The organism is Micromonospora tulbaghiae (genome assembly GCF_900091605.1).
GTDB classification, from domain to species: Bacteria; Actinomycetota; Actinomycetes; order Mycobacteriales; family Micromonosporaceae; genus Micromonospora; species Micromonospora tulbaghiae.
The window spans coordinates 181,894-206,813 of sequence record NZ_FMCQ01000006.1; the positions used below are offsets into that span (position 1 = coordinate 181,894).

At 72.7% G+C, this 24,920-nt stretch carries 22 protein-coding genes; 8 read left to right on the plus strand and 14 right to left on the minus strand.

The window, feature by feature from the left end:
• The first annotated feature begins 12 nt into the window (after positions 1 to 12).
• Positions 13 to 1,146, plus strand: coding sequence for an acyl-CoA dehydrogenase family protein (locus GA0070562_RS18960; RefSeq protein WP_091423779.1), 1,134 nt, complete (start codon positions 13 to 15; stop codon positions 1,144 to 1,146).
• On the opposite strand, the gene GA0070562_RS18965 is transcribed toward GA0070562_RS18960, so the two are convergent.
• From GA0070562_RS18965 to GA0070562_RS18980, 4 genes are all read right to left on the minus strand, one after another.
• Positions 1,132 to 1,839 carry a TetR/AcrR family transcriptional regulator gene (locus GA0070562_RS18965; RefSeq protein ID WP_091423782.1) on the minus strand — a complete coding sequence of 236 codons (708 nt, stop codon included), beginning with the start codon at positions 1,837 to 1,839 and terminating at the stop codon, positions 1,132 to 1,134. The genes GA0070562_RS18960 and GA0070562_RS18965 overlap by 15 nt on opposite strands.
• A gap of 137 nt (positions 1,840 to 1,976) precedes the next feature.
• Entirely contained in the window at positions 1,977 to 2,729 is a 753-nt protein-coding gene (locus tag GA0070562_RS18970; RefSeq protein WP_091423785.1) for a succinate dehydrogenase/fumarate reductase iron-sulfur subunit, read from the minus strand.
• On the minus strand, positions 2,726 to 4,663 hold the full coding sequence (locus GA0070562_RS18975) for a fumarate reductase/succinate dehydrogenase flavoprotein subunit (RefSeq protein ID WP_091423788.1): 1,938 nt from the start codon (positions 4,661 to 4,663) through the stop codon (positions 2,726 to 2,728). The genes GA0070562_RS18970 and GA0070562_RS18975 overlap by 4 nt, the downstream gene beginning before the upstream one ends.
• A gap of 1 nt (position 4,664) precedes the next feature.
• Positions 4,665 to 5,348, minus strand: coding sequence for a succinate dehydrogenase cytochrome b subunit (locus GA0070562_RS18980; RefSeq protein WP_091424539.1), 684 nt, complete (start codon positions 5,346 to 5,348; stop codon positions 4,665 to 4,667).
• An 83-nt stretch (positions 5,349 to 5,431) separates the two neighbouring features.
• Between GA0070562_RS18980 and GA0070562_RS18985 the strand changes: the two genes are divergently transcribed.
• The gene (locus GA0070562_RS18985; RefSeq protein WP_091423792.1) at positions 5,432 to 6,361 is read left to right on the plus strand and encodes a LysR family transcriptional regulator; all 930 of its coding nucleotides are present in this window, start codon (positions 5,432 to 5,434) and stop codon (positions 6,359 to 6,361) included.
• A 104-nt stretch (positions 6,362 to 6,465) separates the two neighbouring features.
• On the opposite strand, the gene hrpA is transcribed toward GA0070562_RS18985, so the two are convergent.
• Complete coding sequence (gene hrpA / locus GA0070562_RS18990; protein WP_091423796.1) at positions 6,466 to 10,461, minus strand: ATP-dependent RNA helicase HrpA; 3,996 nt, start codon at positions 10,459 to 10,461, stop codon at positions 6,466 to 6,468.
• 140 nt (positions 10,462 to 10,601) lie between these two features.
• Between hrpA and GA0070562_RS18995 the strand changes: the two genes are divergently transcribed.
• Positions 10,602 to 11,075 (plus strand): cytidine deaminase family protein, encoded by a 474-nt coding sequence (locus tag GA0070562_RS18995; protein WP_091423799.1) that lies wholly within the window; start codon positions 10,602 to 10,604, stop codon positions 11,073 to 11,075.
• A gap of 37 nt (positions 11,076 to 11,112) precedes the next feature.
• Here the strand turns inward: GA0070562_RS18995 and GA0070562_RS19000 are convergent, their stop codons facing one another.
• Both GA0070562_RS19000 and GA0070562_RS30925 read right to left on the minus strand, forming a co-directional pair.
• Positions 11,113 to 11,472 carry a YciI family protein gene (locus GA0070562_RS19000; RefSeq protein WP_091423804.1) on the minus strand — a complete coding sequence of 120 codons (360 nt, stop codon included), beginning with the start codon at positions 11,470 to 11,472 and terminating at the stop codon, positions 11,113 to 11,115.
• Positions 11,473 to 11,476: 4 nt separating this feature from the next.
• The gene (locus tag GA0070562_RS30925) at positions 11,477 to 12,409 is read right to left on the minus strand and encodes a MerR family transcriptional regulator (RefSeq protein WP_091423809.1); all 933 of its coding nucleotides are present in this window, start codon (positions 12,407 to 12,409) and stop codon (positions 11,477 to 11,479) included.
• A gap of 119 nt (positions 12,410 to 12,528) precedes the next feature.
• On the opposite strand from GA0070562_RS30925, the gene GA0070562_RS19010 reads away from it, so the two are divergent.
• The 4 genes from GA0070562_RS19010 to GA0070562_RS19025 all read left to right on the plus strand — a co-directional run bounded on the left by GA0070562_RS19010 (position 12,529) and on the right by GA0070562_RS19025 (position 16,596).
• Positions 12,529 to 13,575, plus strand: coding sequence for a FecCD family ABC transporter permease (locus GA0070562_RS19010; RefSeq protein ID WP_091423812.1), 1,047 nt, complete (start codon positions 12,529 to 12,531; stop codon positions 13,573 to 13,575).
• 128 nt (positions 13,576 to 13,703) lie between these two features.
• Entirely contained in the window at positions 13,704 to 14,714 is a 1,011-nt protein-coding gene (locus GA0070562_RS19015) for a FecCD family ABC transporter permease (protein ID WP_091423816.1), read from the plus strand.
• Positions 14,711 to 15,613, plus strand: coding sequence for an ABC transporter ATP-binding protein (locus tag GA0070562_RS19020; protein ID WP_091423819.1), 903 nt, complete (start codon positions 14,711 to 14,713; stop codon positions 15,611 to 15,613). The genes GA0070562_RS19015 and GA0070562_RS19020 overlap by 4 nt, the downstream gene beginning before the upstream one ends.
• Positions 15,614 to 15,645: 32 nt before the next feature.
• A complete protein-coding gene (locus GA0070562_RS19025; protein ID WP_091423822.1) occupies positions 15,646 to 16,596 on the plus strand; it encodes an ABC transporter substrate-binding protein in 951 nt (316 codons plus the stop codon).
• Between the two features lie 55 nt (positions 16,597 to 16,651).
• Here GA0070562_RS19025 and GA0070562_RS19030 read toward each other — a convergent pair whose 3' ends face one another.
• The 4 genes from GA0070562_RS19030 to GA0070562_RS19045 all read right to left on the minus strand — a co-directional run bounded on the left by GA0070562_RS19030 (position 16,652) and on the right by GA0070562_RS19045 (position 19,874).
• A complete protein-coding gene (locus GA0070562_RS19030) occupies positions 16,652 to 17,911 on the minus strand; it encodes an Nramp family divalent metal transporter (RefSeq protein ID WP_091423825.1) in 1,260 nt (419 codons plus the stop codon).
• Between the two features lie 76 nt (positions 17,912 to 17,987).
• Positions 17,988 to 18,173 carry a hypothetical protein gene (locus tag GA0070562_RS19035; RefSeq protein WP_091423828.1) on the minus strand — a complete coding sequence of 62 codons (186 nt, stop codon included), beginning with the start codon at positions 18,171 to 18,173 and terminating at the stop codon, positions 17,988 to 17,990.
• A 72-nt stretch (positions 18,174 to 18,245) separates the two neighbouring features.
• Positions 18,246 to 19,115 (minus strand): manganese catalase, encoded by an 870-nt coding sequence (locus GA0070562_RS19040; protein WP_091423832.1) that lies wholly within the window; start codon positions 19,113 to 19,115, stop codon positions 18,246 to 18,248.
• A gap of 15 nt (positions 19,116 to 19,130) precedes the next feature.
• Entirely contained in the window at positions 19,131 to 19,874 is a 744-nt protein-coding gene (locus GA0070562_RS19045; RefSeq protein ID WP_091423835.1) for a sensor histidine kinase, read from the minus strand.
• A gap of 65 nt (positions 19,875 to 19,939) precedes the next feature.
• Here GA0070562_RS19045 and GA0070562_RS19050 point away from each other — a divergent pair, with 65 nt between their 5' ends.
• Entirely contained in the window at positions 19,940 to 20,590 is a 651-nt protein-coding gene (locus GA0070562_RS19050; protein WP_091423838.1) for a response regulator, read from the plus strand.
• Positions 20,591 to 20,817: 227 nt separating this feature from the next.
• Here the strand turns inward: GA0070562_RS19050 and GA0070562_RS19055 are convergent, their stop codons facing one another.
• The 3 genes from GA0070562_RS19055 to trmB all read right to left on the minus strand — a co-directional run bounded on the left by GA0070562_RS19055 (position 20,818) and on the right by trmB (position 24,791).
• Positions 20,818 to 21,465: a hypothetical protein gene (locus GA0070562_RS19055; RefSeq protein ID WP_091423841.1), complete on the minus strand. Its 648-nt coding sequence runs from the start codon at positions 21,463 to 21,465 to the stop codon at positions 20,818 to 20,820.
• Between the two features lie 119 nt (positions 21,466 to 21,584).
• Positions 21,585 to 24,089, minus strand: coding sequence for a DEAD/DEAH box helicase (locus GA0070562_RS19060; protein WP_091423844.1), 2,505 nt, complete (start codon positions 24,087 to 24,089; stop codon positions 21,585 to 21,587).
• A gap of 75 nt (positions 24,090 to 24,164) precedes the next feature.
• The gene (gene trmB, locus GA0070562_RS19065; protein ID WP_254663828.1) at positions 24,165 to 24,791 is read right to left on the minus strand and encodes a tRNA (guanosine(46)-N7)-methyltransferase TrmB; all 627 of its coding nucleotides are present in this window, start codon (positions 24,789 to 24,791) and stop codon (positions 24,165 to 24,167) included.
• Positions 24,792 to 24,920: the final 129 nt, after the last annotated feature.

The following is a 24,920-nucleotide window of genomic DNA, read 5'->3' on the forward strand; positions in this document are numbered from 1 at the left end:
GAGCTGACACACATGGACCGCACCGTCTTCACCGCCGACCACCTCGCGTTCGCCGAACTGGTGCGCGCGTTCATCGACAAGGAGATCACCCCGCACCACGAGCGCTGGGAGGCCGACGGCATCGTCGACCGCGGCGTGTGGCGGGCCGCGGGCGCCGCCGGCCTGCTCGGCTTCTTCGTCGACGAACGGTACGGCGGCGCCGGGGTGACCGACCGGCGCTTCCACGCCGTGCTGACCGAGGAACTGGCCCGGGCCGGTGCGAGCGGGCCGGCGTTCGGCCTGCACAACGACATCATCGGGCCGTACCTGACCGACCTGACCACCGAGGAGCAGAAGCAGCGCTGGCTGCCGGGCTTCTGCTCCGGCGAGATCGTCACGGCTATCGCGATGTCCGAGCCCGGCGCCGGCAGCGACCTGGCGGGCATCACCACCACGGCGGTACGCGACGGCGACGACTACGTCCTCAACGGGCAGAAGACGTTCATCAGCAACGGCATCCTGGCCGACCTGGTCGTCGTGGTCGCCCGTACCGATCCCGGGGCCGGGCGGCGGGGGATCAGCCTGCTCGTGGTCGAACGCGGCATGCCCGGGTTCGAGCGTGGCCGCAACCTCGACAAGCTCGGGCAGAAGGCGCAGGACACCGCCGAGCTGTTCTTCGCCGACGTACGGGTGCCCGCGGCCAACCTGCTCGGCACCGAGGGCGAGGGCTTCGCCTACCTGATGCGCAACCTGCCGCTGGAGCGGCTGTCGATAGCCGTCGCGGCGCTCGCCGGCGCCGAGACGGTGTTCGCGCAGACGCTCGACTACTGCAGGCAGCGCCAGGCGTTCGACCGTCCCATCGGCAGTTTCCAGCACAACCGGTTCGTGCTCGCCGAACTCGCCACCGAGCTGCGTCTGGGCCGGGTCTTCGTGGATCAGTGCCTGGTCGCGCCGGACCTCACCGCGGAGACGGCGGCGATGGCGAAGTGGTGGTGCACCGAGTTGCAGCAGCGCGTCGTGGACCGGTGCCTCCAGTTGCACGGCGGCTACGGCTACATGCGCGAGTACCCGGTGGCCCGCGCCTACCTGGACGCCCGCGTCCAGACCATCTACGGCGGCACCACCGAGATCATGAAGGAGGTGATCGGCCGGTCACTCGGCCTGTGAGCCGGGCTCCAGCATGGGTACGAGGAACCGGCGGGCCATGGCGCGCAGCTCGTCGGCGTCGTCGAGGTCGATGACGTGACTCGGGGTGAGCAGGAAGGAGCAGGACAGCCGGGTCATCAGCTCGGCGACCACCTCGACGTCAACAGTGGCGGCGATGGTGCCGGCGCGCTGCTCGCGGCGCAGCTGCCCGGCCACGAACCGCTGCACAGTCGCCAGCGTCCGCCCGCCGTCGCTGATCATCGAGGGGATGAGCACGTCCGGTTCGACGCTCATCAGCCCGCCGATCAGCGGGTTGCGGCGGATCGCGTCCAGCGCGCTGACGAAGCCCAGCACCACCCGGTCGCCGACTGTCTCCGCCTGCTGGATGTCGACCAGGAACCGGTCGAAGTAGCGCCGGAACTCGCGGCGGACCACCTGCTCGACCAGCCGGTCCTTGGTGGCGAACCGGCGGTACGCGGTGATCCGGGAGACGCCCGCCCGCCGGGCCACGTCCTCCATGGTGGAGCGGCGGATGCCCATCCGGCAGAACTGCTCGTAGGCGGCGTCGAGGATCCGGGTGGCCACCTCGTCGGCGTCGTCGGCGCTGTGCAGCGCCTCGGTGAAGGCGCGTTCCAGCAGCGACTCCGGCGGGCCGGCCGGTTCGTCGTGACCCGCATCGGGGGAGGACGCCTGCGCCGGAGCGGTCCGGGCCATGGGTGCCCTCCCGGGAGAGACAGTGACGCGGTTGGCGCTTCACCGTACCAATCGCCGGGGCGTACCCCCGTGCGAGCGCGACCGCCGCGCCCCGCGGATGCGGGGCGCGGCGGTCGCCTGGGTCGTGCGGTGTCCGGTCAGGAGCCGGCGCGCTTGGCCGTCGCCTTCAGGTAGTCCCGGTTGAGCCGGCCGATGGTGTTCAGCGGGATGCCCTTCGGGCAGGCCGAGGCGCACTCGCCGATGTTGGTGCAGCCGCCGAAGCCGGCCTCGTCGTGCGCGTCCACCATGCCGATCACCCGGGTGTAGCGCTCCGGCTGGCCCTGCGGCAGCAGCGAGAGCTGGGTGATCTTCGCGGCGGTGAACAGCATGCCGGAGCCGTTCGGGCAGGCCGCCACGCAGGCGCCGCAGCCGATGCAGGCCGCAGACTCGAACGCGGCGTCCGCGTCGGCCTTCGGCACCGGCACCGAGTGCGCCTCCGGGGCGCTGCCGGTCGGCGCGGTGACGTAGCCGCCGGCGGCGATGATCTGGTCGAACGCGTTGCGGTTGACGACCAGGTCCTTGACGACCGGGAAGGCGCGGGCCCGCCAGGGCTCGATGTCGATCGTGTCGCCGTCGGAGAACTGCCGCATGTGCAGCTGGCAGGCGGTGGTGCCGCGCTGCGGGCCGTGCGCCTCACCGTTGATCATGAGGCTGCACATGCCGCAGATGCCCTCGCGGCAGTCGTGGTCGAACGCGATTGGCTCCTCGCCGTCCAGGATCAGCCGCTCGTTGAGTACGTCGAGCATCTCCAGGAAGGACATGTCCGGGGACACGTCCTGCACCGGGTAGGTCACCATCCGACCCTTGTCCTCGGGGCCGTGCTGGCGCCAGATGCGCAGGGTCAGGTTCACTTGTAGCTCCGCTGCGTGGGGTGGACGTATTCGAAGGTCAGGTCTTCCTTGTGCAGCACGGGCTCACCGGTGCCGGTGTACTCCCAGGCCGCCACGTAGGCGAACCGGTCGTCGTCGCGCTGCGCCTCGCCGTCGGGCGTCTGGTGCTCGGCCCGGAAGTGGCCGCCGCAGGACTCCTCGCGGTGCAGGGCGTCGATGCACATCAGCTCGGCCAGCTCGAAGAAGTCGGCCACCCGGCCGGCCTTCTCCAGCGACTGGTTGAGCCCCTCGCCGTCGCCCGGGACGCGCACCCGCTGCCAGAACTGCTCGCGCAGCGCGCGGATCTCGTCGATCGCCTTGCGCAGCCCGGCCTCGGAGCGCTCCATGCCGCAGTGCTCCCACATGATCTGGCCCAGCTCGCGGTGGAACGAGTCCACGGTGCGGTCGCCGTTGATCGCGAGCAGCCGCTTGATCCGGTCCTCGACCTCGGTACGCGCCGCGACCGCCTCGGGGTGGCTGGCGTCGACCTTGTCCAGCGGGCCGGAGGAGGCCAGGTAGTTGGCGAGCGTGTTCGGCAGCACGAAGTAGCCGTCGGCCAGGCCCTGCATCAGCGCCGAGGCGCCGAGCCGGTTCGCGCCGTGGTCGGAGAAGTTGGCCTCACCGATCACGAACAGGCCGGGGATGCTCGACTGGAGGTCGTAGTCGACCCAGAGACCGCCCATCGTGTAGTGCACGGCGGGGTAGATCCGCATCGGCACCTCGTACGGATCCTCGCCGGTGATCCGCTCGTACATCTCGAAGAGGTTGCCGTACTTGGCCTCGATGGCCTTGCGGCCGAGCCGGTTGATCGCGTCGGCGAAGTCCAGGTAGACGCCGAGGCCGGTCGGGCCGACGCCGCGTCCGGAGTCGCAGACGTTCTTCGCAGCGCGGGAGGCGATGTCGCGGGGGACCAGGTTGCCGAAGGACGGGTAGATCCGCTCCAGGTAGTAGTCCCGCTCGTCCTCGGGGATCTCCCGCGGGCTGCGCTGGTCGCCCTTGGCCTTGGGCACCCACACCCGGCCGTCGTTGCGCAGCGACTCGCTCATCAGGGTCAGCTTCGACTGGTGGTCGCCGGAGACCGGGATGCAGGTCGGGTGGATCTGGGTGTAGCAGGGGTTGGCGAAGTACGCGCCCTTGCGGTGCGCCCGCCAGGAGGCGGTGACGTTGCAGCCCTTGGCGTTCGTGGAGAGGTAGAAGACGTTGCCGTAGCCGCCGGAGGCGAGCACGACCGCGTCGGCCATCTCGGTGCTGATCTCGCCGGTGACCATGTCGCGCACCACGATGCCGCGCGCACGGCCGTCGACGAGGACCAGTTCGAGCATCTCGTGGCGGGCGTTCATCTCCACGTTGCCCAGGCCGATCTGCCGCTCCAGGGCCTGGTACGCGCCGAGCAGCAGCTGCTGGCCCGTCTGGCCCCGGGCGTAGAAGGTGCGCTGCACCTGGGCGCCGCCGAAGGAGCGCGTGTCCAGCAGGCCGCCGTACTCGCGGGCGAACGGCACGCCCTGGGCCACGCACTGGTCGATGATGTTGACCGACACCTCGGCCAGCCGGTGCACGTTCGACTCACGGGAGCGGAAGTCGCCGCCCTTGACCGTGTCGTAGAAGAGCCGGTGCACCGAGTCGCCGTCGTTGCGGTAGTTCTTGGCGGCGTTGATGCCGCCCTGCGCGGCGATCGAGTGGGCCCGGCGCGGGCTGTCCTGGTAGCAGTAGGACCGCACCTGGTAGCCCTGCTCGGCCAGCGTGGCGGCGGCGGAGCCGCCGGCCAGGCCGGTGCCGACCACGATCACCGTCATCTTCCGGCGGTTGGCCGGGTTGACCAGCTTCATCTCGAAGCGGTGGCGCTCCCACCGCGTCTCGACCGGGCCGTCCGGGGCCCGGGTGTCGGCGATCGGGTCGCCCTCGGTGTAGAGATCCATGTCAGGCCACCAATCCGGTGATCACGGCGAACGGGACCAGCAGGTAGCCGCCGACGAGCGCGACGGCGAAGACGAGCGCGGCGATCCGGGCCCGGCGCTCGCCCTTGGGCGTCTGCTGGCCGAGGCTGCGGAACGCGCTGAAGGCGCCGTGGCGCAGGTGGAAGCCGAGGGTCACCAGCGCGAGGGTGTAGAAGAGCGTGACGTACCAGCGCTCCGGCGCGAAGCCGGCGACCACGTTGCCGTACGGGTTCGACGGGTCGCCCTGCGGGTTCAGGTGACCCGTGGTCAGGTCCAGGATGTGGTAGATCACGAAGAGCAGGATGATCACACCACCCCAGCGCATCGTGCGGGCCGCGTAGTTCACGTGGATCTTGCGGCGGTGCGCGTACTTCACCGGGCGGGCGGCCCGGGACCGCATCGCGAGCACGGTGGCGGCACCGATGTGCCCGAGGACGGCCGCGGTGAGCACCGTGCGCTGGATCCACAGGAACCAGGTCGTGGGCAGCAGCGGCGTGCCGATGTCCCGCAGCCAGTGCGCGTAGTGGTCGAACGACGTCTCGCCCGTGAAGATCTTCAGGTTCCCGAGCATGTGCAGGATCAGGAACAGCACAAGGATGATGCCCGTCACCGCCATGACGGCCTTGAGGCCGACGTTCGAGCGGATGGGCGACCGAGTTTTCGTGATTACCACGCGAACGACGCTAGGAGCACTTCGATCAGGCGTCCAATGCATCGAAATCGCAGTGTTGATAGCCGTAAGCTATGTAGATGCAGCTCCATCAGCTTCGGTACTTCGTAGCGGTCGCCGAAGTACGACATTTCACCCAGGCAGCCGATCTTGTCGGCATAACCCAGCCCTCGTTGAGTAAGCAAATTCACGCGCTGGAGGCCGACCTCGGTGCCCCGTTGTTCGAACGGGTAAGGGGCAACATCACACTCACCGCGGCCGGCGAGGTGCTGCTGCCGCTGGCCAAGCGGATCCTGGCCGACGTGGAGACCGCGACCCGCGAGGTGCAGGAGCTGGTGGGGCTGCGCCGTGGCCGGGTCCGGCTCGGCGCCACACCCAGCCTGGCCACCTCGCTCGCCCCGCCGGTGCTGCGGCGGTTCCGCGACGCGTACCCCACTGTCGACCTGCGGGTCGAGGAGGGCGGCTCGCAGGACCTCGTCCGGGACCTGCTCCGCGGCGACCTCGACCTCGCCCTGATCATCATGCCGTCGGCCGGCACCGACCCGGGGCTGCGCGCCGACCCGATCCTGCGCGAGAGCCTCGTGGTCGCCTCGGTCGATCCGCTGCCCGGCGCCTCGCCCGAGGGGGAGCTGCGCATCACCGACCTGCGCGACCAGCCGCTCGTCATGTTCCGCGAGGGCTACGACCTGCGCGACGCCACGCTCCAGGCGTGCCGTGCGGCCGGCTTCGAGCCGACCCTGTCCGTGGACGGCGGGGAGATGGACGCGGTGCTCAGCTTCGTCGAGGCCGGGCTCGGCGTCGCGCTGGTGCCCGGCATCGTGGTGGCCCGCCGGGCCGGCATCCGGGTCACCCGGCTCGTCCCGCCCGGCGTCCGCCGGACCATCGCGGTGGCCCGCCGCCGCGACGTGGTGCCCACCCATGCCGGGCGCGAGCTGCGCCGCATCCTCCTGGAGTACGTCCACGACGCCACCGCCACCGCCGAACTCCCCCCAGGCGTAGAGCCGCTGTAGCCCCGCCCCGCCGCGTCGTTGATCTTGCACATTGGGCCCCGGCGAAAGGGGCGAAAACCCCGGTGCGGGGGCGCCAAGTGCAAGATCAACGCGTCGAGGGGGGGTCAGCGGCCCTCGGCGTCGTCCATGGCTCGGTAGATGCGCTGCTCCGACACCGGGTAGGGGGTTCCCAGGGCCTGGGCGAAGACGTTCACCCGAAGCTCCTCGATCATCCAGCGGATCTGGCGGGCCGCCGGGGTCGCGCGCCTCGGCGGGGGCAGCGCGGCGAGCATGTCCTGGTACTCCTTCTGCACCACGGCGACGCGGTCCTGCTGAGACTTGTCCCGCTGCGGGTTGCCGGCCAGCCGGTCCAGCCGCCGCTCGATCGCGGTCAGGTAGCGCAGCAGGTCGGGCAGGCGCGCGTACCCCGTCTCGGTCACGAAGCCCTTGTGCACCAGGCCGGTGAGCTGGCCGCGGATGTCGGCCAGCGCGGCCACCACCGCCAGGTTGCGGGTGGCGCCGAGCCGCTGCTCCACCGCGTACCCGGCGGCGAGCACCCGCCGCACCCGCTCCATCACCTCGACGACCGTGTCCACCAGGTCGGCGCGCACCCTGTCGCGCAGCGCGGCGAAGCCCTCGGCATCCCAGGCGGGACCGCCCGCGTCACCGATCAGCTTGTCGATCGCCGCGCCGGCCGCGTCCTCGATCAGCTCCGGCACGCTGCCGTGCGGGTTGCGGGACAGCGCCAGTTTCGCCTCGTTGCTCAGCCGCCCCTGGAGGAACTTCGCCGGCGACGGCAGCGTCAGCCGCAGCAGCCGCCGGGTGCCCGCCCAGTGCGCGGCCTCCTGCTCGGCGGCGGAGTCGAACACCTTCACCCCGACCGTCGCGCCCTCGTCCACCAGCGCCGGGTACGCGGTCACCGCGAAGCCGGCGCGTACCTGCTCGATGCTGCGCGGCAGCGCGCCGATCGACCACTCGGTCAGCCCGGTACGGGCCACGTCCGGCGCGGCGGCGGCCACGACCTGGCGTACCTCCTGGCGCAGCTCGCGTTGCAGCGCCGGCAGATCCTTGCCCTCGGCGACCGGCTTGTCGTCGTCGCCGAGCACCCGGAACGTGACCCGCAGGTGCGGCGGCAGCCGGCCCAGGTCCCACGCGTCCGCCGGTACGGTCACGCCGGTCATCCGGCGCAACTCCCGGGTCAGCGCGGCGAGCAGCGGCTCCTCGCCCGGGGTGATCGCGGCCAGCGCGGCGCGGGCGAAGTCGGGCACCGGCACGAAGTTGCGCCGCACCGGCTTGGGCAGCGACCGGATCAGCGCGATCACCAGTTCCTCGCGCAGCCCCGGCACCTGCCAGTCGAAGGTCTCCGCCGGCACCTGGTTGAGCAGCGGCAGCGGGATGTCCACCGTCACGCCGTCGGTGGGCGCGGTCGGGTCGAACGTGTACGTCAGCGGCAGCGTCACGCCGTCGGCCCGCCACTCGTCCGGGAAGTCCCCCTCGTCCACCCCGCTCCGGCCGTCGTTGACGAGCAGTTCGCGGGTGAACGTGAGCAGCTCGGGCTGTTCCCGGCGGGTCTTCTTCCACCAGGAGTCGAAGTGCCGGCCGGAGACCACGTCGGCGGGGATCCGCTGGTCGTAGAAGGCGAAGATGGTCTCGTCGTCGACCAGGATGTCGCGGCGCCGGGCCCGGTTCTCCAGCTCCTCGATCTCGGTCAGGAGCTTCTGGTTGTCCCGCCAGAACTGGTGGTGCGTCTGCCAGTCGCCCTCCACCAGGGCGTGCCGGATGAACAGCTCCCGGCTCAGACCTGCGTCGATCCGCCCGAAGTTCACCTTGCGGGAGGTGACGATCGGGATGCCGTACAGCGTGACCTTCTCGTAGGCCATCACCGCGGCCTGCTTCTTCTCCCAGTGCGGCTCGCTGTAGCTGCGCTTGACCAGGTGCTGGGCCAGCGGCTCGACCCACTCCGGCTCGACCCGCCCGGCCACCCGGCCCCACAGCCGCGACGTCTCCACCAGCTCGGCGGCCATCACCCAGCGCGGCGGCTTCTTGAACAACGCCGACCCGGGGAAGATCCCGAACTTCGCGCCCCGCGCGCCGAGGTACTCGTGCTTCTGCGCGTCCTTGAGGCCGAGGTGCGACAGCAGGCCGGGCAGCAGCGACTGGTGCACCTTCGGGGTGTCGATCTCCTCCGGCAGGTCGGCCCCGGCGCCGCGGCGGCCCTCACCCTTGTCCGAGGTACGCAGGACCTGGCGCAACTGGCTGACGATGTCCTGCCACTCGCGTACCCGAAGGTAGTTGAGGTATTCGGCCTTGCACATCCGGCGGAACGCGCTGGAGGACAGTTCCCGCTGCTTCTCCCGCAGATACCGCCACAGGTTCAGGTACGCGACGAAGTCCGACTCGGAGTCGGCGAACCGGGCGTGCGCCTGGTCGGCCTGGGCCTGCTTGTCGGCCGGGCGTTCGCGCGGGTCCTGGATGGACAGCGCGGCGGCGATCACCACCACCTCGGTGGCGCAGCCGTTGCGCTCGCCCTCCAGGACCATCCGGGCCAGCCGGGGGTCGACCGGGAGCTGGGCCAGCCGCCGCCCCAGGGCGGTGAGTCGCTTCGCCGGGTCGGTCTCGGCCGGGTCCAGCGCGCCCAGCTCGTGCAGCAGGTTGACGCCGTCGGCGACGTTGCGCCGGTCCGGCGGGTCGATGAACGGGAACGCCGCGACGTCGCCGAGCCCGATCGATGTCATCTGGAGGATGACCGAGGCCAGGTTGGTCCGCAGGATCTCCGGGTCGGTGAACTCGGGGCGGGAGGTGAAGTCCTGCTCGTCGTAGAGGCGGATGCAGATGCCGTCCGAGGTACGCCCGCAGCGGCCCTTGCGCTGGTTGGCGCTGGCCTGCGAGACCGGCTCGATCGGCAGCCGCTGCACCTTGAGCCGGCTGGAGTAGCGGGAGATCCGGGCGGTGCCCGGGTCCACCACGTACTTGATGCCGGGCACCGTCAGCGAGGTCTCCGCGACGTTCGTGGCCAGCACCACCCGGCGGTTGCTGTGCGCGGCGAAGACCCGGTGCTGCTCGGCGGTGGAGAGCCGGGCGTACAGCGGCAGGATCTCGGTGCCGAGCAGCGACCGCTTCTTCTGCACCAGCTTGCCCAGCGCGTCGGCGGTGTCCCGGATCTCCCGCTCCCCGCTGAGGAACACGAGGATGTCGCCCGGCCCCTCGGTGGCCAGCTCCTCGACCGCGTCGCCGATCGCCTGGATCTGGTCCCGGACGTTCTCCTCGTCGGCCTCGTCCTCCTCCTCGGTCTCGGTGACCTCGACCAGTGGCCGGTAACGGACCTCCACCGGGTACGTGCGCCCGGACACCTCGACCACGGGCGCCGGGTTGCCGTCGGCGTCGGCGAAGTGCTTCGCGAACCGGTCGGTCTCGATGGTCGCCGAGGTGATGACCACCTTGAGGTCGGGCCGGCGGGGGAGGAGCTGCCTGAGATAGCCGAGGATGAAGTCGATGTTGAGGCTGCGCTCGTGTGCCTCGTCGATGATCAGTGTGTCGTACTGCCGCAGCATCCGGTCGGTCTGCAACTCGGCCAGCAGGATGCCGTCGGTCATCAGCTTGACCAGGCTGTTGTCGCCCACCTGGTCGGTGAAGCGCACCTTGTAGCCGACCACGTCGCCCAGCTCGGTGCCGAGTTCGTCGGCGATCCGGTCGGCGACCGTGCGGGCCGCCAGCCGCCGGGGCTGGGTGTGCCCGATCAGGCCGGTGATGCCGCGCCCCAGCTCCAGGCAGATCTTGGGGAGCTGGGTGGTCTTCCCGGAGCCGGTCTCGCCGGCCACGATCACCACCTGGTGGTCGCGGATCGCGGCGGCGATGTCGTCCTTGCGCTCGCTGACCGGCAACTGCGGCGGATAGGTGATCGCCGGCACGGCCGCGCGGCGCGACGCCAGCCGCGCCTCGGCCCGGGTCACCTCGGCCCCGATCTCGGCCAGCGCCGCCTCCCGCCGCTGCGGGTCGCGCAGCTTGCGCACGCCGTCGAGCCGCCGCTGGAGCCGCCGCTGGTCGCGGAACATCAGGGGGCCGAGGCGGCGGTGCAGGTCGCGGGCGGTCTCAGGGGCGGCGGGTACGGCTGGATTCTGCATGTCGTCGCCAAGGATAGGCAGCCGCGCGGCGGACCGCCCCCGGGTTACCGGCGCCGGGCGTGCCCTCCCTGCCCGGGCCGTCCCCGCCGGATAAAGTTGCCGCCGACGAGGCCGACGGACGAGGCCGACGAGGGGCGGGGATGATCATGCGGGACACCGACCGGGCGCTCGTGCAGGCTGCCACCGCCGTCGCGAAGCTGCGTTGCCGCAGCGACAACCACACCGTCGCCGCCGCCGTGCGGAGCACCGAGGGCCGGGTGTTCAGCGGCGTGAACGTCTACCACTTCACCGGCGGCCCGTGCGCCGAGGTGGTGGCTCTCGGGGCCGCCGCGACACAGGGCGCGGGTGAGCTGGAGGCCATCGTCGCGGTGGGGGACCGGGGCCGGGGCGTCCTGCCGCCGTGCGGGCGCTGCCGTCAGGTGCTCCTCGACTACTTCCCGTCGATCAAGGTGATCGTCGGCCCGCCCGACGGGCTGCGCGCGATCCCGATCGCCGATCTGCTGCCCGAGACGTACGTCTGGTCCGACCAGCAGGTCGAGGTGCCGGCCGGGCCGCGTGCCGCCCTGTGGCCGGTGCCTGTGGTGCCCGGCGTCCGGCAGGCCGCCGAGGACTGAAGCCGGGCCCGGGGCCGGGCGCGGCGAGCCGCGGCACTCAGTCGCCGGCCGCGGCCTCCAGCATCGAGCGGGGGACCGGCACCTCCTCGAAGCGAACCTGACCCTCCGGCACCATCCAGCTGCTGACCTGCGCGACCAGCCGGCCCGCGCGGACCGCCGGGTCGTTCGCGTACAGCTCACGGGCCATCTGCGGGTCCACCGACAGCACCACGAAACCGCGGACGCGCCCGTCGTCGCCGTCCAGGAACGGCCCGGCCGCGAGCACCGCGCCCTGCTCCACCAGCCCGGCCTGGTGCGCCAGGTGGGCGTCCTGGATCCGGTCGAGGGCGTCCTGCGGCAGGTCCGGCGCGTCGTCCGGGCGGACCAGGAGCACCACCGTGTGCCTGTCGAATCGCATGTCCTCAGGCTAGGGGCTGCCGGGCGTGCAGTGCCCGGATCGACCAGTCCAGCACCGGCGCCAGGCTCTCGGGCGGTGGCCAGCCGTTGACCACGGCGAGCAGCTCCAGGTACCGCTCCCGGCGAGGGTCGCGCGCGGTCCGCAACCGGTCCAGCATCCGCCGGCGCAGGCCGGCGTCGTCCGGCCGGCCGCAGAGCCGCGCGTACCGGTCCGCCGCCCGGGCCAGAACGGGGTCTGCCCCGGGTGAGGCCGGGTCGACACCGGCGGCCAGCGCCGGGGCCACCTCCTCCCGGACCACGGCGACCACGTCCCGGCGTACGCCCTCGGCGCCCGCCCGGTCGGCCGCGTGCTGCTCGGCCAGCCGGCGCAGCCCGGCCCGGAACTCCGGGTCCAGAGCCAGCTCGGCCAGCTCCACCCACGCCTCGATCTGGCAGTCGTCCGGATCGTCCGGCAGCTCCGGTGTGAGTGACCGGCGGATGCCCGCGAACCCCGGATCGGTCAGCCCGCCGAAGGACGCGTCGAGGAACTCGTCGACCAGCCGCCGTCGTTCCCGTTCGGCCAGGCCCGCCAGCCGGTGCAGCAGGTCGGCCTGCGACGGGGTGGCCCCGCGCCGGGCGATCACCGTGAGCACCGCGCGGCGCGACCGCAGTAGGCGGATCTGCGCGGTCAGCGCGTCCGCGTGCGCCGAGGCGACCTCGGCCAGGGTGACCTCCCGGGTCACCACCCGGCGCACGGTGGTCAGGTCCACGCCCAGCTCGCGCAACGTCCGTACCAGGTCGAGCCGGGCCACCGCGGCCGCGTCGTAGCGGCGGTGGCCGGCCGGCCCTCGGTCGGTGGGCGGCACGATGCCACGGTCGGACCAGAACCGGATGGTCTTCACCGGCAGCCCGGTCCGCCGGGCCAGGTCACCGATCGAGTAGCGCTCCGCACCGTCCATGCGCCCACCATCGCGCCTCCCCCCGGTGGAGGCGCAACCCCATCGACAGCGCCCGCTTAGGTACGCCTTAGCAGGTCAGTTAAGGTAAGGCGCACCTAACTGGAAGGCCAAGATCCCTCGTGACCACCGTCGCCGTCCGGCCCGCGCGGGCCGGGGCTCCCGTCCGCCGCGGCACCGTACGCCGCGTCGCGGTCACCGTGGCGGCGGCACTCCTGCTCCTGCTGGCGCTGCTGGCCAGCCTGGCGCTCGGCAGCCGGCACCTGCCCGTCGACCAGGTGTGGCACGCGCTGGTGTCCCCGGACGGCGGCGACGCCACCACCGTGGTCCGGGAACTGCGGCTGCCGCGTACCGCCCTCGGGCTCGTCGTCGGCCTCGCGCTGGCGCTGGCCGGGGTGCTGTTCCAGGCGGTCACCCGCAACCCGCTGGCCGAGCCGCGCATCCTCGGCATCAGCGCCGGGGCGTCGTTCGGCGTGGTGCTGGCCATCGCCGTGTTCGGCGTCGGCACGCTCGCCGGGTACGTCTGGTTCGGCATCGCCGGTGCGCTGCTCACCGGGCTGCTCGTGTTCGCCGTCGCCAACCGCGCCCGCGAGGGCGCCAGCCCGGTCACCCTCGCGCTCGTCGGCGCGGCCCTCGACGCCGGTCTCGGCGCCATCGTGTACGCGCTGCTCAGCATCGACGCCCGCACGTTCGAGGAGTACCGCTTCTGGGTGGTCGGCGGGCTGACCGGCCGCGACGTCGGCGTGGCCGGGCAGGTGCTGCCGTTCGTGGTGGCCGGGGTGCTGCTGGCCGCGCTCGCCGCCCGGGGTCTGGACGCGCTCGCCCTCGGCGACGACGTGGCCCGGGGGCTCGGGCACCGGGTCGCCCTGGTCCGGCTCGCCGCCGGGGCTGGTGGCGTGCTGCTCACCGGCGCGGCGGTGGCCGCCGCCGGGCCGATCGCCTTCGTCGGGCTGGCGGTGCCGCACCTGGCCCGGGCGCTCGTCGGCGCGGACCAGCGGTGGACGCTCCTGGTCGCCGCGCTGCTCGGCCCCGCGCTGCTGCTCACGGCCGACGTGGCCGGCCGCCTGGTCGCGCCGCCCGGCGAGATCCCCGCCGGCATCATCACGGCCCTGCTCGGCGCGCCCCTCCTGGCCTTCCTGGTCCACCGAGCCAAGACGGTAACCACATGACCCGCCCCGCCCCCCACTCCCGCGATCTTGCACTCGCTGCCCCGGCGGAAGGGGCATTCCGGGCACCCGCAGGGCCCGAAGTGCAAGATCAACGACGTGGGGACGGTGGGCGGCGGCGCGGGCGAGGGGTGCTGCGGCTCGGGGCGGTGGTGGTGCCGTTCCGGTGGCGGCCCGTCGTGGTGGCGCTTGTTCTGTTCGTGCTGCTCTGCCTCGCCGTGGTGATCAGCCTGTCGCTGGGTACGCCCTACGTCGCCCCGGTGGACGTGGTGCGGTCGCTCTCCGGTGCGGGCACCCCGTACGACCTCGTGGTGCGCGACCTGCGACTGCCTCGCGCGGTCCTCGCGGCGGTGGCCGGCGCGGCCTTCGGCGTGGCCGGCACGCTGATCCAGAGCGTCGCCCGCAACCCCCTTGCCAGCCCCGACGTCATCGGCGTCACCCAGGGCGCCGGGCTGGCCGCGACGATCGCGTTGACCAGCGGCGCGGCGGCGGTGCTGGTGGCGCCGGCGGCGCTGCTCGGCGGCCTGGCCGCGGCGGTGGTGGTGTTCGCGCTCGGCGCCCGGCACGGCCTGGCCGCCCAGCGGTTCGTGCTGGCCGGTGTGGCGGTCGCGTTCGCGTTCCGGGCGCTGATCGAGGTGGTCATGCTCACCGCCGACCCGATCGACGGGCTGCGCGCGCAGATCTGGCTGATCGGCACGCTCGCCGGCAAGGGGTGGAGCGAGGCGGCCTGGATCGCCGGCACGCTCGCCGTCCTGCTGCCGGTGCTGCTCTGGGCCGGGTGGGCGCTGCGCAGCAGCACGCTCGACGACGACACCGCGCGCGGGATCGGTCTGCGGCCGGTGGCCCGGCGGATCGGCCTGGCCGGGACGGGTGTGCTGGCCGCCGCCATGGTCACCGCCCAGGTCGGCGCCGTCGACTTCGTCGCGCTGGTGGCCCCGCAGGTGGCCCGCCGGCTGGTCCGCGCCGAGCGCCCGCCGCTGCTGTGCGCCGCGCTGCTGGGCGCGTTGCTGCTGGTCCTCGCCGACCTGGGCGCCCGCCGGCTGCTGGCGCCCACCCAACTGCCGGCCGGCGTGCTGACCGCCGCGATCGGCGGGCCGTATCTGATCTTCGTGCTGCTCCGCACCCGAGGGAGGCGGTCGTGACCGCGCTGCTGTCCACCCGCGACCTGGTCGTCGGCTACGAGGGCCGCACCGTGCTGGACGGGCTGGACCTCGACCTGCCGGCCGACACGTTCACCGTGATCGTCGGCCCGAACGCCTGCGGCAAGTCGACGCTGCTGCGCACGATGGCCCGGCTGCTCACGCCCCGGCGCGGCGCGGTGCTGCTGGACGGCGCGGCGATCCGGGACCTGCCGACCCGCGACGTGGCCCGGCGGCTCGGCGTCCTGCCGCAGAGCCCGCTGGTGCCCGAGGGGATCACCGTGGCCGACCTGGTCGGGCGCGGCCGGCAGCCCTACCAGCGGTGGTGGCGGCAGTGGTCGGCCGAGGACGGGCGGGCGGTCGAGGAGGCCATGCGGCTGGCCGACGTCGGCGCGCTCGCCGACCGCGCGGTGGACACGCTCTCCGGCGGGCAGCGCCAGCGGGTGTGGATCGCCATGACGCTGGCCCAGGACACCGACGCGCTGCTGCTGGACGAGCCGACCACGTTCCTCGACCTGGCCCACCAGGTCGAGGTGCTGGACCTGCTGCACCGGCTGCGCGCCGAGCGGGGCCGCACCGTGGTGGCCGTGCTGCACGACCTCAACCAGGCGGCCCGGTACGCCGGCCACCTGATCGCCATGCGCGACGGCGCTGTGGTGGCCGCCGGCAAACCGCGCGAGATCCTCACCGCGGACCTGGTCCGCGACGTGTTCGGGCTCGACTGCGTGGTGGTGCCCTGCCCGGTCAGCGGCGCCCCGCTCGTGGTGCCCGCCCTCACCCAGACCGGGTCCACCCAGACCGGGTCGACCCAGGCCGGCCGCACCCAGACCGGCTCCACCCAGACCTCGGCCGTTCCGGCCGTCACGCCGGCCCCGGCCGGCGCCCCCGTCGGCGACGCCTGAGCGCGCCGGCCCGCACCACCGAAAGGAACCTGATGCGTCGTCTCGCCGTCGCACTCACCGCCGCCCTCGCTCTCGGCGTCGGCCTCACCGCATGCGGGGAGAGCGACCCCGTCGCCGGCACCGGCACCGGCACCGGGGAGACCCGGGAGATCACCCACGCCATGGGCACCACGAAGGTGCCCGTCGAGCCCAAGCGCGTGGTCGTGCTCGACACCGACAAGATCGACACCGCGCTGTCGCTGGGCGTCACCCCGGTGGGCGCGGCGACCGCCGGTGAGGCGAAGAGCTGGCCCACCTACTTCGGCGCGGACAAGCTCGCCGGCATCACCGAGGTCGGCGTGCTCACCGAGCCGGACCTGGAGGCGATCAACGCGCTCAACCCGGACCTGATCCTCGGCAGCAAGTTCCGCCAGGAGAAGTTCTACGACGAGCTGGCCAAGATCGCCCCGACCGTGTTCACGGAGAAGGTGGGCGTCACCTGGAAGGAGAACTTCCTCCTCGACGGCGCGGCGCTGGGCAAGGAGCAGCAGGCCAAGGATCTGCTGGCCGAGTACGAGAAGCGGGCGAAGGACTTCGGCGCGAAGCTCGGTGACGCCTCGTCCCGCAAGGTCTCCATCGTGCGCTTCATGCCGACCGAGATCCGCCTGTACGGGCCGGACTCGTTCTCCGGCATCGTCGTCGGCGACACCGGCCTGGGCCGCCCCGAGCGGCAGATGCTCGCCGGCAAGGAGGACAAGCGGATGGACCGGGTCAGCCCGGAGCGCATCGGCGAGGCCGACGGCGACGTGGTGTTCGTGACCGCGTACGGCGAGAAGGCCGCCGCGGAGCAGGCGAAGGTCACCGGCGGCACGCTGTGGAAGGGCCTGTCCGCCGTCAAGGCCGGCAAGGCGCACGTGGTCTCCGACGAGATCTGGATGACCGGCATCGGCGTCGGCGCCGCCAACAAGATCCTGGACGACCTGGAGAAGCACCTGGCCGCCTGAGCCCCGATCACCCGCGCCCGTCCAGCCGTCGTCGGCCGGACGGGCGCGGGTGTGTTCAGGCGGCCAGTTGCCAGAGCAGGAACGCGTTGAGCGCCACCACGAACGCGGTGATCGTCACCGCGGCGGCGGTGGTGGCCCGGCGGTTGACCAGGCTGCCCATCAGGTCCCGGCGGCGCGTGAACATCACCACCGGGATCAGCGCGAACGGTATGCCGAAGCTCAGCACCACCTGGGACAGCACCAGCGCGCGGGTCGGGTCGACGCCGATCGCGAGCACCGCCAGCGCGGGCAGCAGCGTGATCATCCGGCGGATCAGCAGCGGGATCCGGCGGCGCAGGAAGCCCTGCATGATGATCTCGCCGGCGTACGTGCCGACGCTCGTGGAGGCGAGACCGGACAGGAGCAGGGCGACCGCGAAGCCGACCGCCGCGGCCGTGCCGAGCGTGGTGGCGAGCCCGGCGTGGACGCCTTCGAGGGTGTCGGTGCCGGGGATCGAGGTGCCGTGGAAGCTGCTCGCGGCCACGAGCAGCATGGCCAGGTTGACCGCGCCGGCGATGCCGAGCGCGATCAGCACGTCGACCCGCAGGCCCTTGGCGACCACACGCCGCTGCGCCTCGCCCTCGGCCGGCAGGCGGTTCGGTGTCAGCGCCGAGTGCACGTAGATGACGTGTGGCATCACCGTCGCGCCGAGGATGCCGGCGGCGAGCAGCATGCTGTCGGTTCCCTGCATCCGGGGCAGCAGCCCGGCCGCGGCGTCGGACACGTCCGGCTGCGCGCTGACCAGGTTGACCGCGAACGCCAGCACGATCACGCCGAGCAGCACCGCGATGGCGATCTCGAACGTCCGGAAACCCCTGGCGCGCAGCGCCAGGATGGCGAACGAGGCGGCGCCGACGATCAGGCCGCCGGGCAGCAGCGGGACGCCGAACAGCAGGTACAGCGCGACCGCCCCGCCGATCACCTCGGCCAGGTCGGTGGCCATGGCGACCAGTTCGGCCTGCGCCCACATGACCCGGTTGAGTGGCCGGGGCAGGTGTTCCCGGCACAGTTCGGGCAGGCTTCGCCCGGTCGCCAGGCCGAGCTTGGCGGTGAGCGTCTGCACCAGCATGGCTGCGAGGTTCGCCGCCACCACCACCCAGACCAGCAGGTATCCGTACCGGGCCCCGGCCGTGGAGTTGGTGGCGAAATTGCCGGGGTCGACGTAGGCGACCGCCGCAACGAACGCCGGCCCGAGCAGGATGAGACGCCCACGGACCGGGCGCGGGGCGCGGGCGGTCCGTAGCGGGGGTAGGACTGGCGAATCGTTGGTTACCACTGGTGCTCCTCGACGACGGACGACGGGATACAGACGACGGACGGCGGGGGCGGCCGGGGTGGCGGGCAGGGGCGGGTCAGGCGGGTTCGTGCCGGGCGGTCGCCCGGTGGGCGGCCGGGTCGCGCTCCAGCGCGTCCGCGAACGGGACCAGCGCGGTGAGGGCGGCCAGCGCGACGACGGCGGGCAGGGCCAGGCCGGCGCCCACGGAGACGAGCGTGAGCAGGGCGAGGACGGCTGTCCTGATGCAGTTGGACGTGGACATGACGACTCCCGGGCGGGTGCGGTGCGGGGTGGCGCGCCGGGCCGCCGCGCGGACGGCCCGGCGCGGGCGAGGTCAGGTGAGCTTGCTCTTGACGGTGTTGGCGACCTTGCCGGCCATCCCCGGGTTGGTGCCGTACAGGCGCGGGTCACCGGGGGCGAGCACCGGCTCGGGGGCGTGCGCCCGCGGGCTGCTGTCGTAGCGGAACTCGCCCTTGCCGTCCGGCGTCGGACCGGAGGCCCACCGGCCCTCGGCGGCGTCCCGGCCGGGGGAGAAGTCCAGGTACGTGTAGCTGAACTCCTCGGTGAACTCGGGCGAGTCGGGGAAGGCGTCCGGCACCGGCATCTCCTCCAGGCCGTCTTCCTTGAGCTGCTCGATGGCCGCCATCCACATGTTCTGGTGCATGGTGTCGCGGGCCAGCAGGAACCGCAGCATCTGCTTGACGCCGGGGTCGTCGGTCATGTTGAACAGGCGGGCCACCTGGAGCCGGCCCTGGGCCTCGGCGGTGACGTTCAGGTGGAAGTCCGCCATCAGGTTGCCGCTGGCGGTGATGAAGTTGCCGTTCCACGGCACGCCGGCGCTGTCGACCGCCAGGGCCCCGCCGCCGCCGTGGATGAAGTGCGCCGGGTTGGACCCGCCGTAGATGGCGCCGACCATCGGGTTCTCCTCGGCGGCCTCCTCCAGCGACAGCGGCGCGTTCTCCAGCAGCCGGGTGATCATCGTGGCAATCATCTCGACGTGGCCCATCTCCTCGGTGCCGACGTCGAGCAGCAGGTCCTTGTACTTGCCGGGCAGCCGGCAGTTCCAGCCCTGGAACAGGTACTGGTTGGCGACCGTCATCTCACCCCACTTGCCGCCGAGGACCTCCTGGAGGCGGCGGGCGAACGCGGCGTCGGGTCCGTCCGGCTTGGCCTCGAACTGCAGGTCCTTCATGTGCGTGAACATGTCGTCTCCTCCGGTTCACCGATGCTGTCCGCTCCCGGGTGCCCGCTGCGGCGGCCCGCCGGGGCCGATCCGTGTCCCGGACGGGACAGCCCGCACCGGGACCGGCAGCCGGACGTCCACCGCCAGCCCGCCGCCGCGGGGGCGGCGGGCGCGCACGATCCCGCCGTACGCGTCGACGAGCCGCCGCACGATCCACAGCCCGAGGCCGTGCCCGGCGGCTGACGGGACGGGCCGGGTCAGCGCCACGCGCAGCGCGGGACAGGGGCCGCCCTGGTCGAGGACCGACAGCGTCAGCGTGGAACCGCGCGTCGCGGCGCGGACGACGATCTCGCCGCCGGCCGGGCCGTGGCACAGCGCGTTGTCCACCAGGTTGGCGAGGATCTGCCGGACGTGCTGCTCGGGCACGGGCAGGCCGGCGGCGGCCCGGTCGAGCCGCGCGCGCAGCCGGGAACCGGTACCGGCCGTCACCGCGCGGACCACGGCGGCGAGGGGAGCGTGGCGGGGCGGTTCCGGCTCGTCGCGAGTGCCGGGCGCGCCGAGGTCGTCCAGCAACGACCCCAGGTGTACGGCGTGCTCGTGGGCCAGCGCGGCGATGGCCCGGCGGTCCGGCGTGGTGAGCGTCGGCTGCTCGGCGAGCGCGCGGGTGAGGGCCGCCAGCGCCCGCACCGGGGTCCGCAGCTCGTGGCAGAGCAGCCGGATCGACAGCGACTCGTCCCGGTCGTCCGGGCGTCCCCACGGGGGCATGGACTCCACAGCCATGCCGGGTTGTTCCCGACGGTTACTCGCATATGCCACTAACCTGAAGCGGAAGGGGGAAAGCCGACATGGGGGACGGCACCGTCCGGCTCGCGGTGGTGGACGACCATGCGCTGTTCGTCCGCGGCCTGGAACTGCTGCTGTCCGCCACCACCGACGGCCGGGCCCATGTCGTCGGCTCGACCACCGACGCGGCCGGAGCCGCCGCGCTCGTCGCCCGGTGCGCACCTGATCTCGCCCTCGTGGACCTGCACATGCCGCCGCCCGGCGGCCTCCGGGCGATCGCCGCCGTCCGCCGTACCAGCCCGCGGGTCCGCATCGTCGCCATGTCCGGCTCGGACGATCCGGCGCCGGCGGTGGAGGCGCTGCGCTGCGGTGCCGAGGGCTACCTGCCCAAGACCAGCGAGCCGGAGGATCTGCTACCTCCGCTGCTGGCCGTGCTGGACGGCTGGGCGGTGATGCCGGGCGCGCTGCTGCGGCGGCTGGTCGGGCACGCCCGGGCGCCCGGGCTCAACCTCGACGACGAGGAACGCCGGCTGCTGCGGGCGATCGCGACCGGAGAGGGCCCGGCGACGATCGCCGAGCGGATGCACACCTCCGAACGGACGGTGAAGCGGATGACCGCCTCCCTGCTGCGCAAGCTGCGGGTGACCAACCGGGTGGAGGCCGCCGCGCTGGCCGGGCGGGCCGGGCTGCTGGACGAGCGCCCCGACCGGTGAGGCGCCGACCCGGCCCGGCCGGGTCGGCGCCTGCGGCGCGGTCCGGACCGGGTCACCCTGCGGCGGCCGGCCCGGGACGGCGAACGGCCGCCCCGGGGAGCGGGGCGGCCGTTCGGTCGGGCGGTGGTGGACGGGTCGCCGCCTGCGCCACTGCCGTTCGGCGAGCCGGCCGCCGCCGGATGGGCGGTCGGGCGTGCCCCGGTTCGCCGCACGGCGGGCGGCGGTGGTCAGGCGGCGGTGGACCAGATGGCCCGGAACGCGGCTGCCTCACCGGCCAGCCACTGCTCGATCTGCTCGGGCTTGGCGTCGGCGGGCATCCGGTGCGCCTCGCCTCGCCGCACGTCGACCAGGACCGGCTCGGCGTGCGGCAGCACCGCGTCCATGTGCCGGGCCATCAGGTGCAGCGTGGCGAGCGTGGCCTCCTCGCTCGGCGGCGCCTCGTCGAAGTGCAGCCGGATCGCCTCGGCCCGGCCGTCGGCGAAGCGCACGCCGAACTGCGGGTTGATCTTCACGGGCAGGTCACCCAGCATGGCCAGCGCGTCGCGAGCCTGGGCCAGGTCGACGCCGGACGGCTCGCCGAGCGAGTGCAGCCAGCGGGTCGCGCCCGGTACGAGCGCCTCGTAGAGCGGCCGCCAGCGCGGCTTGACCACGTCGGCGACCTGCGCGAGGTGCGTGCCGCCGGTGTGGAAGGCGACGTCGGCCTTGAGCGCCTTGACGAACTGGCCGTGCGGGTTGAAGCCGTGCCGGCTGGCCCGTTGCCGGCGCAGACCGCCGACGAAGGTTGCCTTGGTGGGGCCTGTGCGGTCGACGTACCGGGTGAAGCCGAGGAGGGTGGCGTAGGGGGTGACAGGGGCGGCGGAGGTGGGCGCGGTCACTGGCGTCCTCCCAGGTCAACGACTGGATTAGTACATACATTCTAATCGACGGATCTGACATCGCCCAGGGTACGAAAAGGGCCGCCCGGACATCCCGGGCGGCCCTTTTTCGCGTAGTCCTAGAGCTGGCCGACGTCGGTGATCCGGACCACCGCCGCGCCGGTCTCGTCCGAGGCGGCGAGGTCGATCTCGGCGCTGATCCCCCAGTCGTGGTCGCCGTCCGGGTCGTCCAGGATCTGCCGCACGGTCCACCTCTCGCGGCCCTGCTCGATCATCAGCAGCGCCGGCCCGCGCGCGTCCGGCCCCACCCCGATCGAGTCGTACGCCTCGAAGTACGGCTCCAGCGCGTCGGCCCAGGCGTCGGCGTTCCAGCCGTCGCCGGCGTCCAGCTCGCCGAGCAGATCCCAGCGGCGCAGCGCGGCCAGCTCCACGCGGCGGAACATCGCGTTGCGCACCAGCACCCGGAACGCCCGCGCGTTGCGGGTCACCGCCGGCGGCCGGTCGTCCAGCGAGGCGGCCACCTCGGCCACGTCCGACGGGTTGCGCAGCCGTTCCCACTCGTCGATGAGGCTGGAGTCGACCTGGCGGACCAGTTCGCCCAGCCACTCGATGAGGTCGATCAGCTCCTCGGTCTTGGCGTCCTCGGGGACGGTCTGGCGCAGCGTCTTGTACGCGTCGGCGAGGTAGCGCAGCACCAGCCCTTCGGACCGGGACAGCCCGTAGAACTGGACGTACTCGGGGAACGTCATGGCCCGCTCGTACATGTCCCGGACCACCGACTTGGGGGAGAGCTGGTGGTCGGCGACCCAGGGGTGGCCCTGCCGGTACATCTCGTACGCGGACTCCAGCAGCTCGGCCAGGGGCTTTGGCCAGGTCACGTCGTCGAGCAGCTCCATGCGGGCCTCGTACTCGATGCCCTCGGCCTTCATCGCGGCGACCGCCTCACCGCGGGCCTTGAACTGCTGCGCGGACAGCACCTGGCGCGGGTCGTCGAGGATCGACTCGATCACGCTGAGCACGTCGAGCGCGTACGACGGCGACTCCCGGTCGAGCAGCTCGACGGTGGCCAGCGCCAGCGGCGACAGCGGCTGGTTGAGCGCGAAGTCGAGCTGGAGGTCGACGGTGAGGCGCACCCGGCGGCCGGTCTCGTCCGGCTCCGGCAGTTCCTCGACCACGCCGCCCGCGCGCAGCGCCCGGTAGATGGCGATGGCCCGCCGGATGTGCCGGCGCTGCGCGGCCGGGTCCTCGTGGTTGTCGGTGAGCAGGTGCCGCATCGAGGCGAACGCGTCGCCGGGGCGGCCGATCACGTTGAGCAGCATCGAGTGGCTGACCTGGAAGCTGGAGGTGAGCGGCTCCGGCTCGGCCTCGACCAGGCGCTGGAAGGTCGGCTCGCCCCAGCCGATCGAGCCCTCCGGCGGCTTCTTCTTCACCACCTTGCGGCGCTTGCGCGGGTCGTCACCGGCCTTCGCGAGCGCCTTCTCGTTCTCGATCACGTGCTCGGGCGCCTGCACCACGACCCGGCCCAGCGTGTCGAACCCGGCCCGCCCGGCCCGGCCGGCGATCTGGTGGAACTCGCGGGCCTTGAGCAGCCGGGTGCGGGTGCCGTCGTACTTGCTCAGGCCGGTGAACAGCACGGTACGGATCGGCACGTTGATGCCGACGCCGAGCGTGTCCGTACCGCAGATGACCTTGAGCAGGCCGGCCTGGGCGAGCGTCTCCACCAGGCGGCGGTACTTCGGGAGCATGCCCGCGTGGTGCACGCCGATGCCGTGCCGGACCAGCCGGGACAGCGTCTTGCCGAAGCCCGAGGTGAACCGGAAGTTCCCGATCGCCTGGGCGATCATGTCCTTCTCGGCGCGGGTGCAGACGTTCACGCTCATCAGCGCCTGCGCGCGTTCCAGCGCGGCGGCCTGGGTGAAGTGCACGACGTACACCGGGGCCTGCTTGGTCTCCAGCAGCTCTTCGAGCGTCTCGTGCATCGGCGTGGTCGCGTACGAGAAGAGGAGCGGGACCGGCCGCTCGGCCGAGCGGACGACGGCGGTCGGCCGCCCGGTGCGCCGGGTCAGGTCGCCGACGAAGCGGGTGGTGTCGCCGAGGGTGGCGGACATCAGCACGAACTGGGCCTGCGGCAGCTCGATCAGCGGCACCTGCCAGGCCCAGCCCCGGTCCGGCTCGGCGTAGAAGTGGAACTCGTCCATGACGACCTGGCCGACGTCGGCACGGCGGCCCTCGCGCAGCGCCAGGTTGGCCAGGATCTCCGCGGTGCAGCAGATGATCGGCGCGTCCGCGTTGACGCTGGCGTCGCCGGTGAGCATGCCGACGTTCTCGGCGCCGAAGACCTCGCAGAGCGCGAAGAACTTCTCCGAGACCAGCGCCTTGATGGGCGCGGTGTAGAAGGTCGTCCGGTCGTCGGCCAGCGCCGCGAAGTGCGCCGCGATCGCCACCAGGCTCTTGCCCGAGCCGGTCGGCGTATTCATGATCACGTTCGCGCCGGAGACGATCTCGATGACCGCCTCCTCCTGATGCGGATAGAGGTCCAGGCCGCGCTCGGACGCCCAGGAGGCGAACGCGTCGTAGAGGGTGTCGGGGTCGGCGGTCTTCGGCAGCGCGGCGGTGAGAGTCATGGCGGCTCCCATCGTGCCTGGATCACACCGCGCCGCGCCAACCGGGTTCAGCGCACCGGCTTCAGGGCACCGGCTTCAGCGCCGCCGGTGGATCAGGTCGAAGACCTCCCGGCCGGCGGTCAGCGCACGGCGTTCGAACTTCGTCACCGGCCGGTGCTCGGGGCGGGGCGCGTAGCCGCCGTGCACGTCGACCAGCTCCGGGTCGGCGGTGAGCGTCTCGCGCATCGACTCGGCGTACTCGGCCCAGTCCGTCGCGCAGTGCAGCGTGCCGCCCGGCGCCAGCCGGGACCGCAGCAGCGCCACGTGCGCCGGCGCGATGATCCGCCGCTTGTGGTGCCGCGTCTTCGGCCAGGGGTCGGGGAAGTAGACGTGCACCGCGTCCAGGCAGCCCTCCGGCATGGCCCGGACCAGGTCCAGCGCGTCGCCCTCGGCCACTCGAACGTTGTCCAGACCGTGGCGTTCGACCAGGTCGAGCAGGTTGGCGATTCCCGGCGTATGGACCTCGACCGCCAGATAGTGTCGGTCCCGGTCGGCCGCCGCCATCGCTGCGGTGGCGTCGCCCATGCCGGAGCCGATCTCCAGCACCAGCGGCGCCCGCCGTCCGAACAGCGCCGTCGGATCGCACGGCCCGTCGAGGGCGGCGATCTCGAGGCCGTACGCGGGCCAGAGCCGGGTGAGCGCGTCGCGCTGCCGCTCGCTCATCCGTCCGCGACGCGGATGGAAGGTACGGATGCGGCCGGCGGCGATGTCGGGGAGGGTCACAGCGACCCGAGCCTAGCCCGGACCGGATGTGATGTGCGCCCAGGGGTGAGAGGATTCATCCCGTACGCC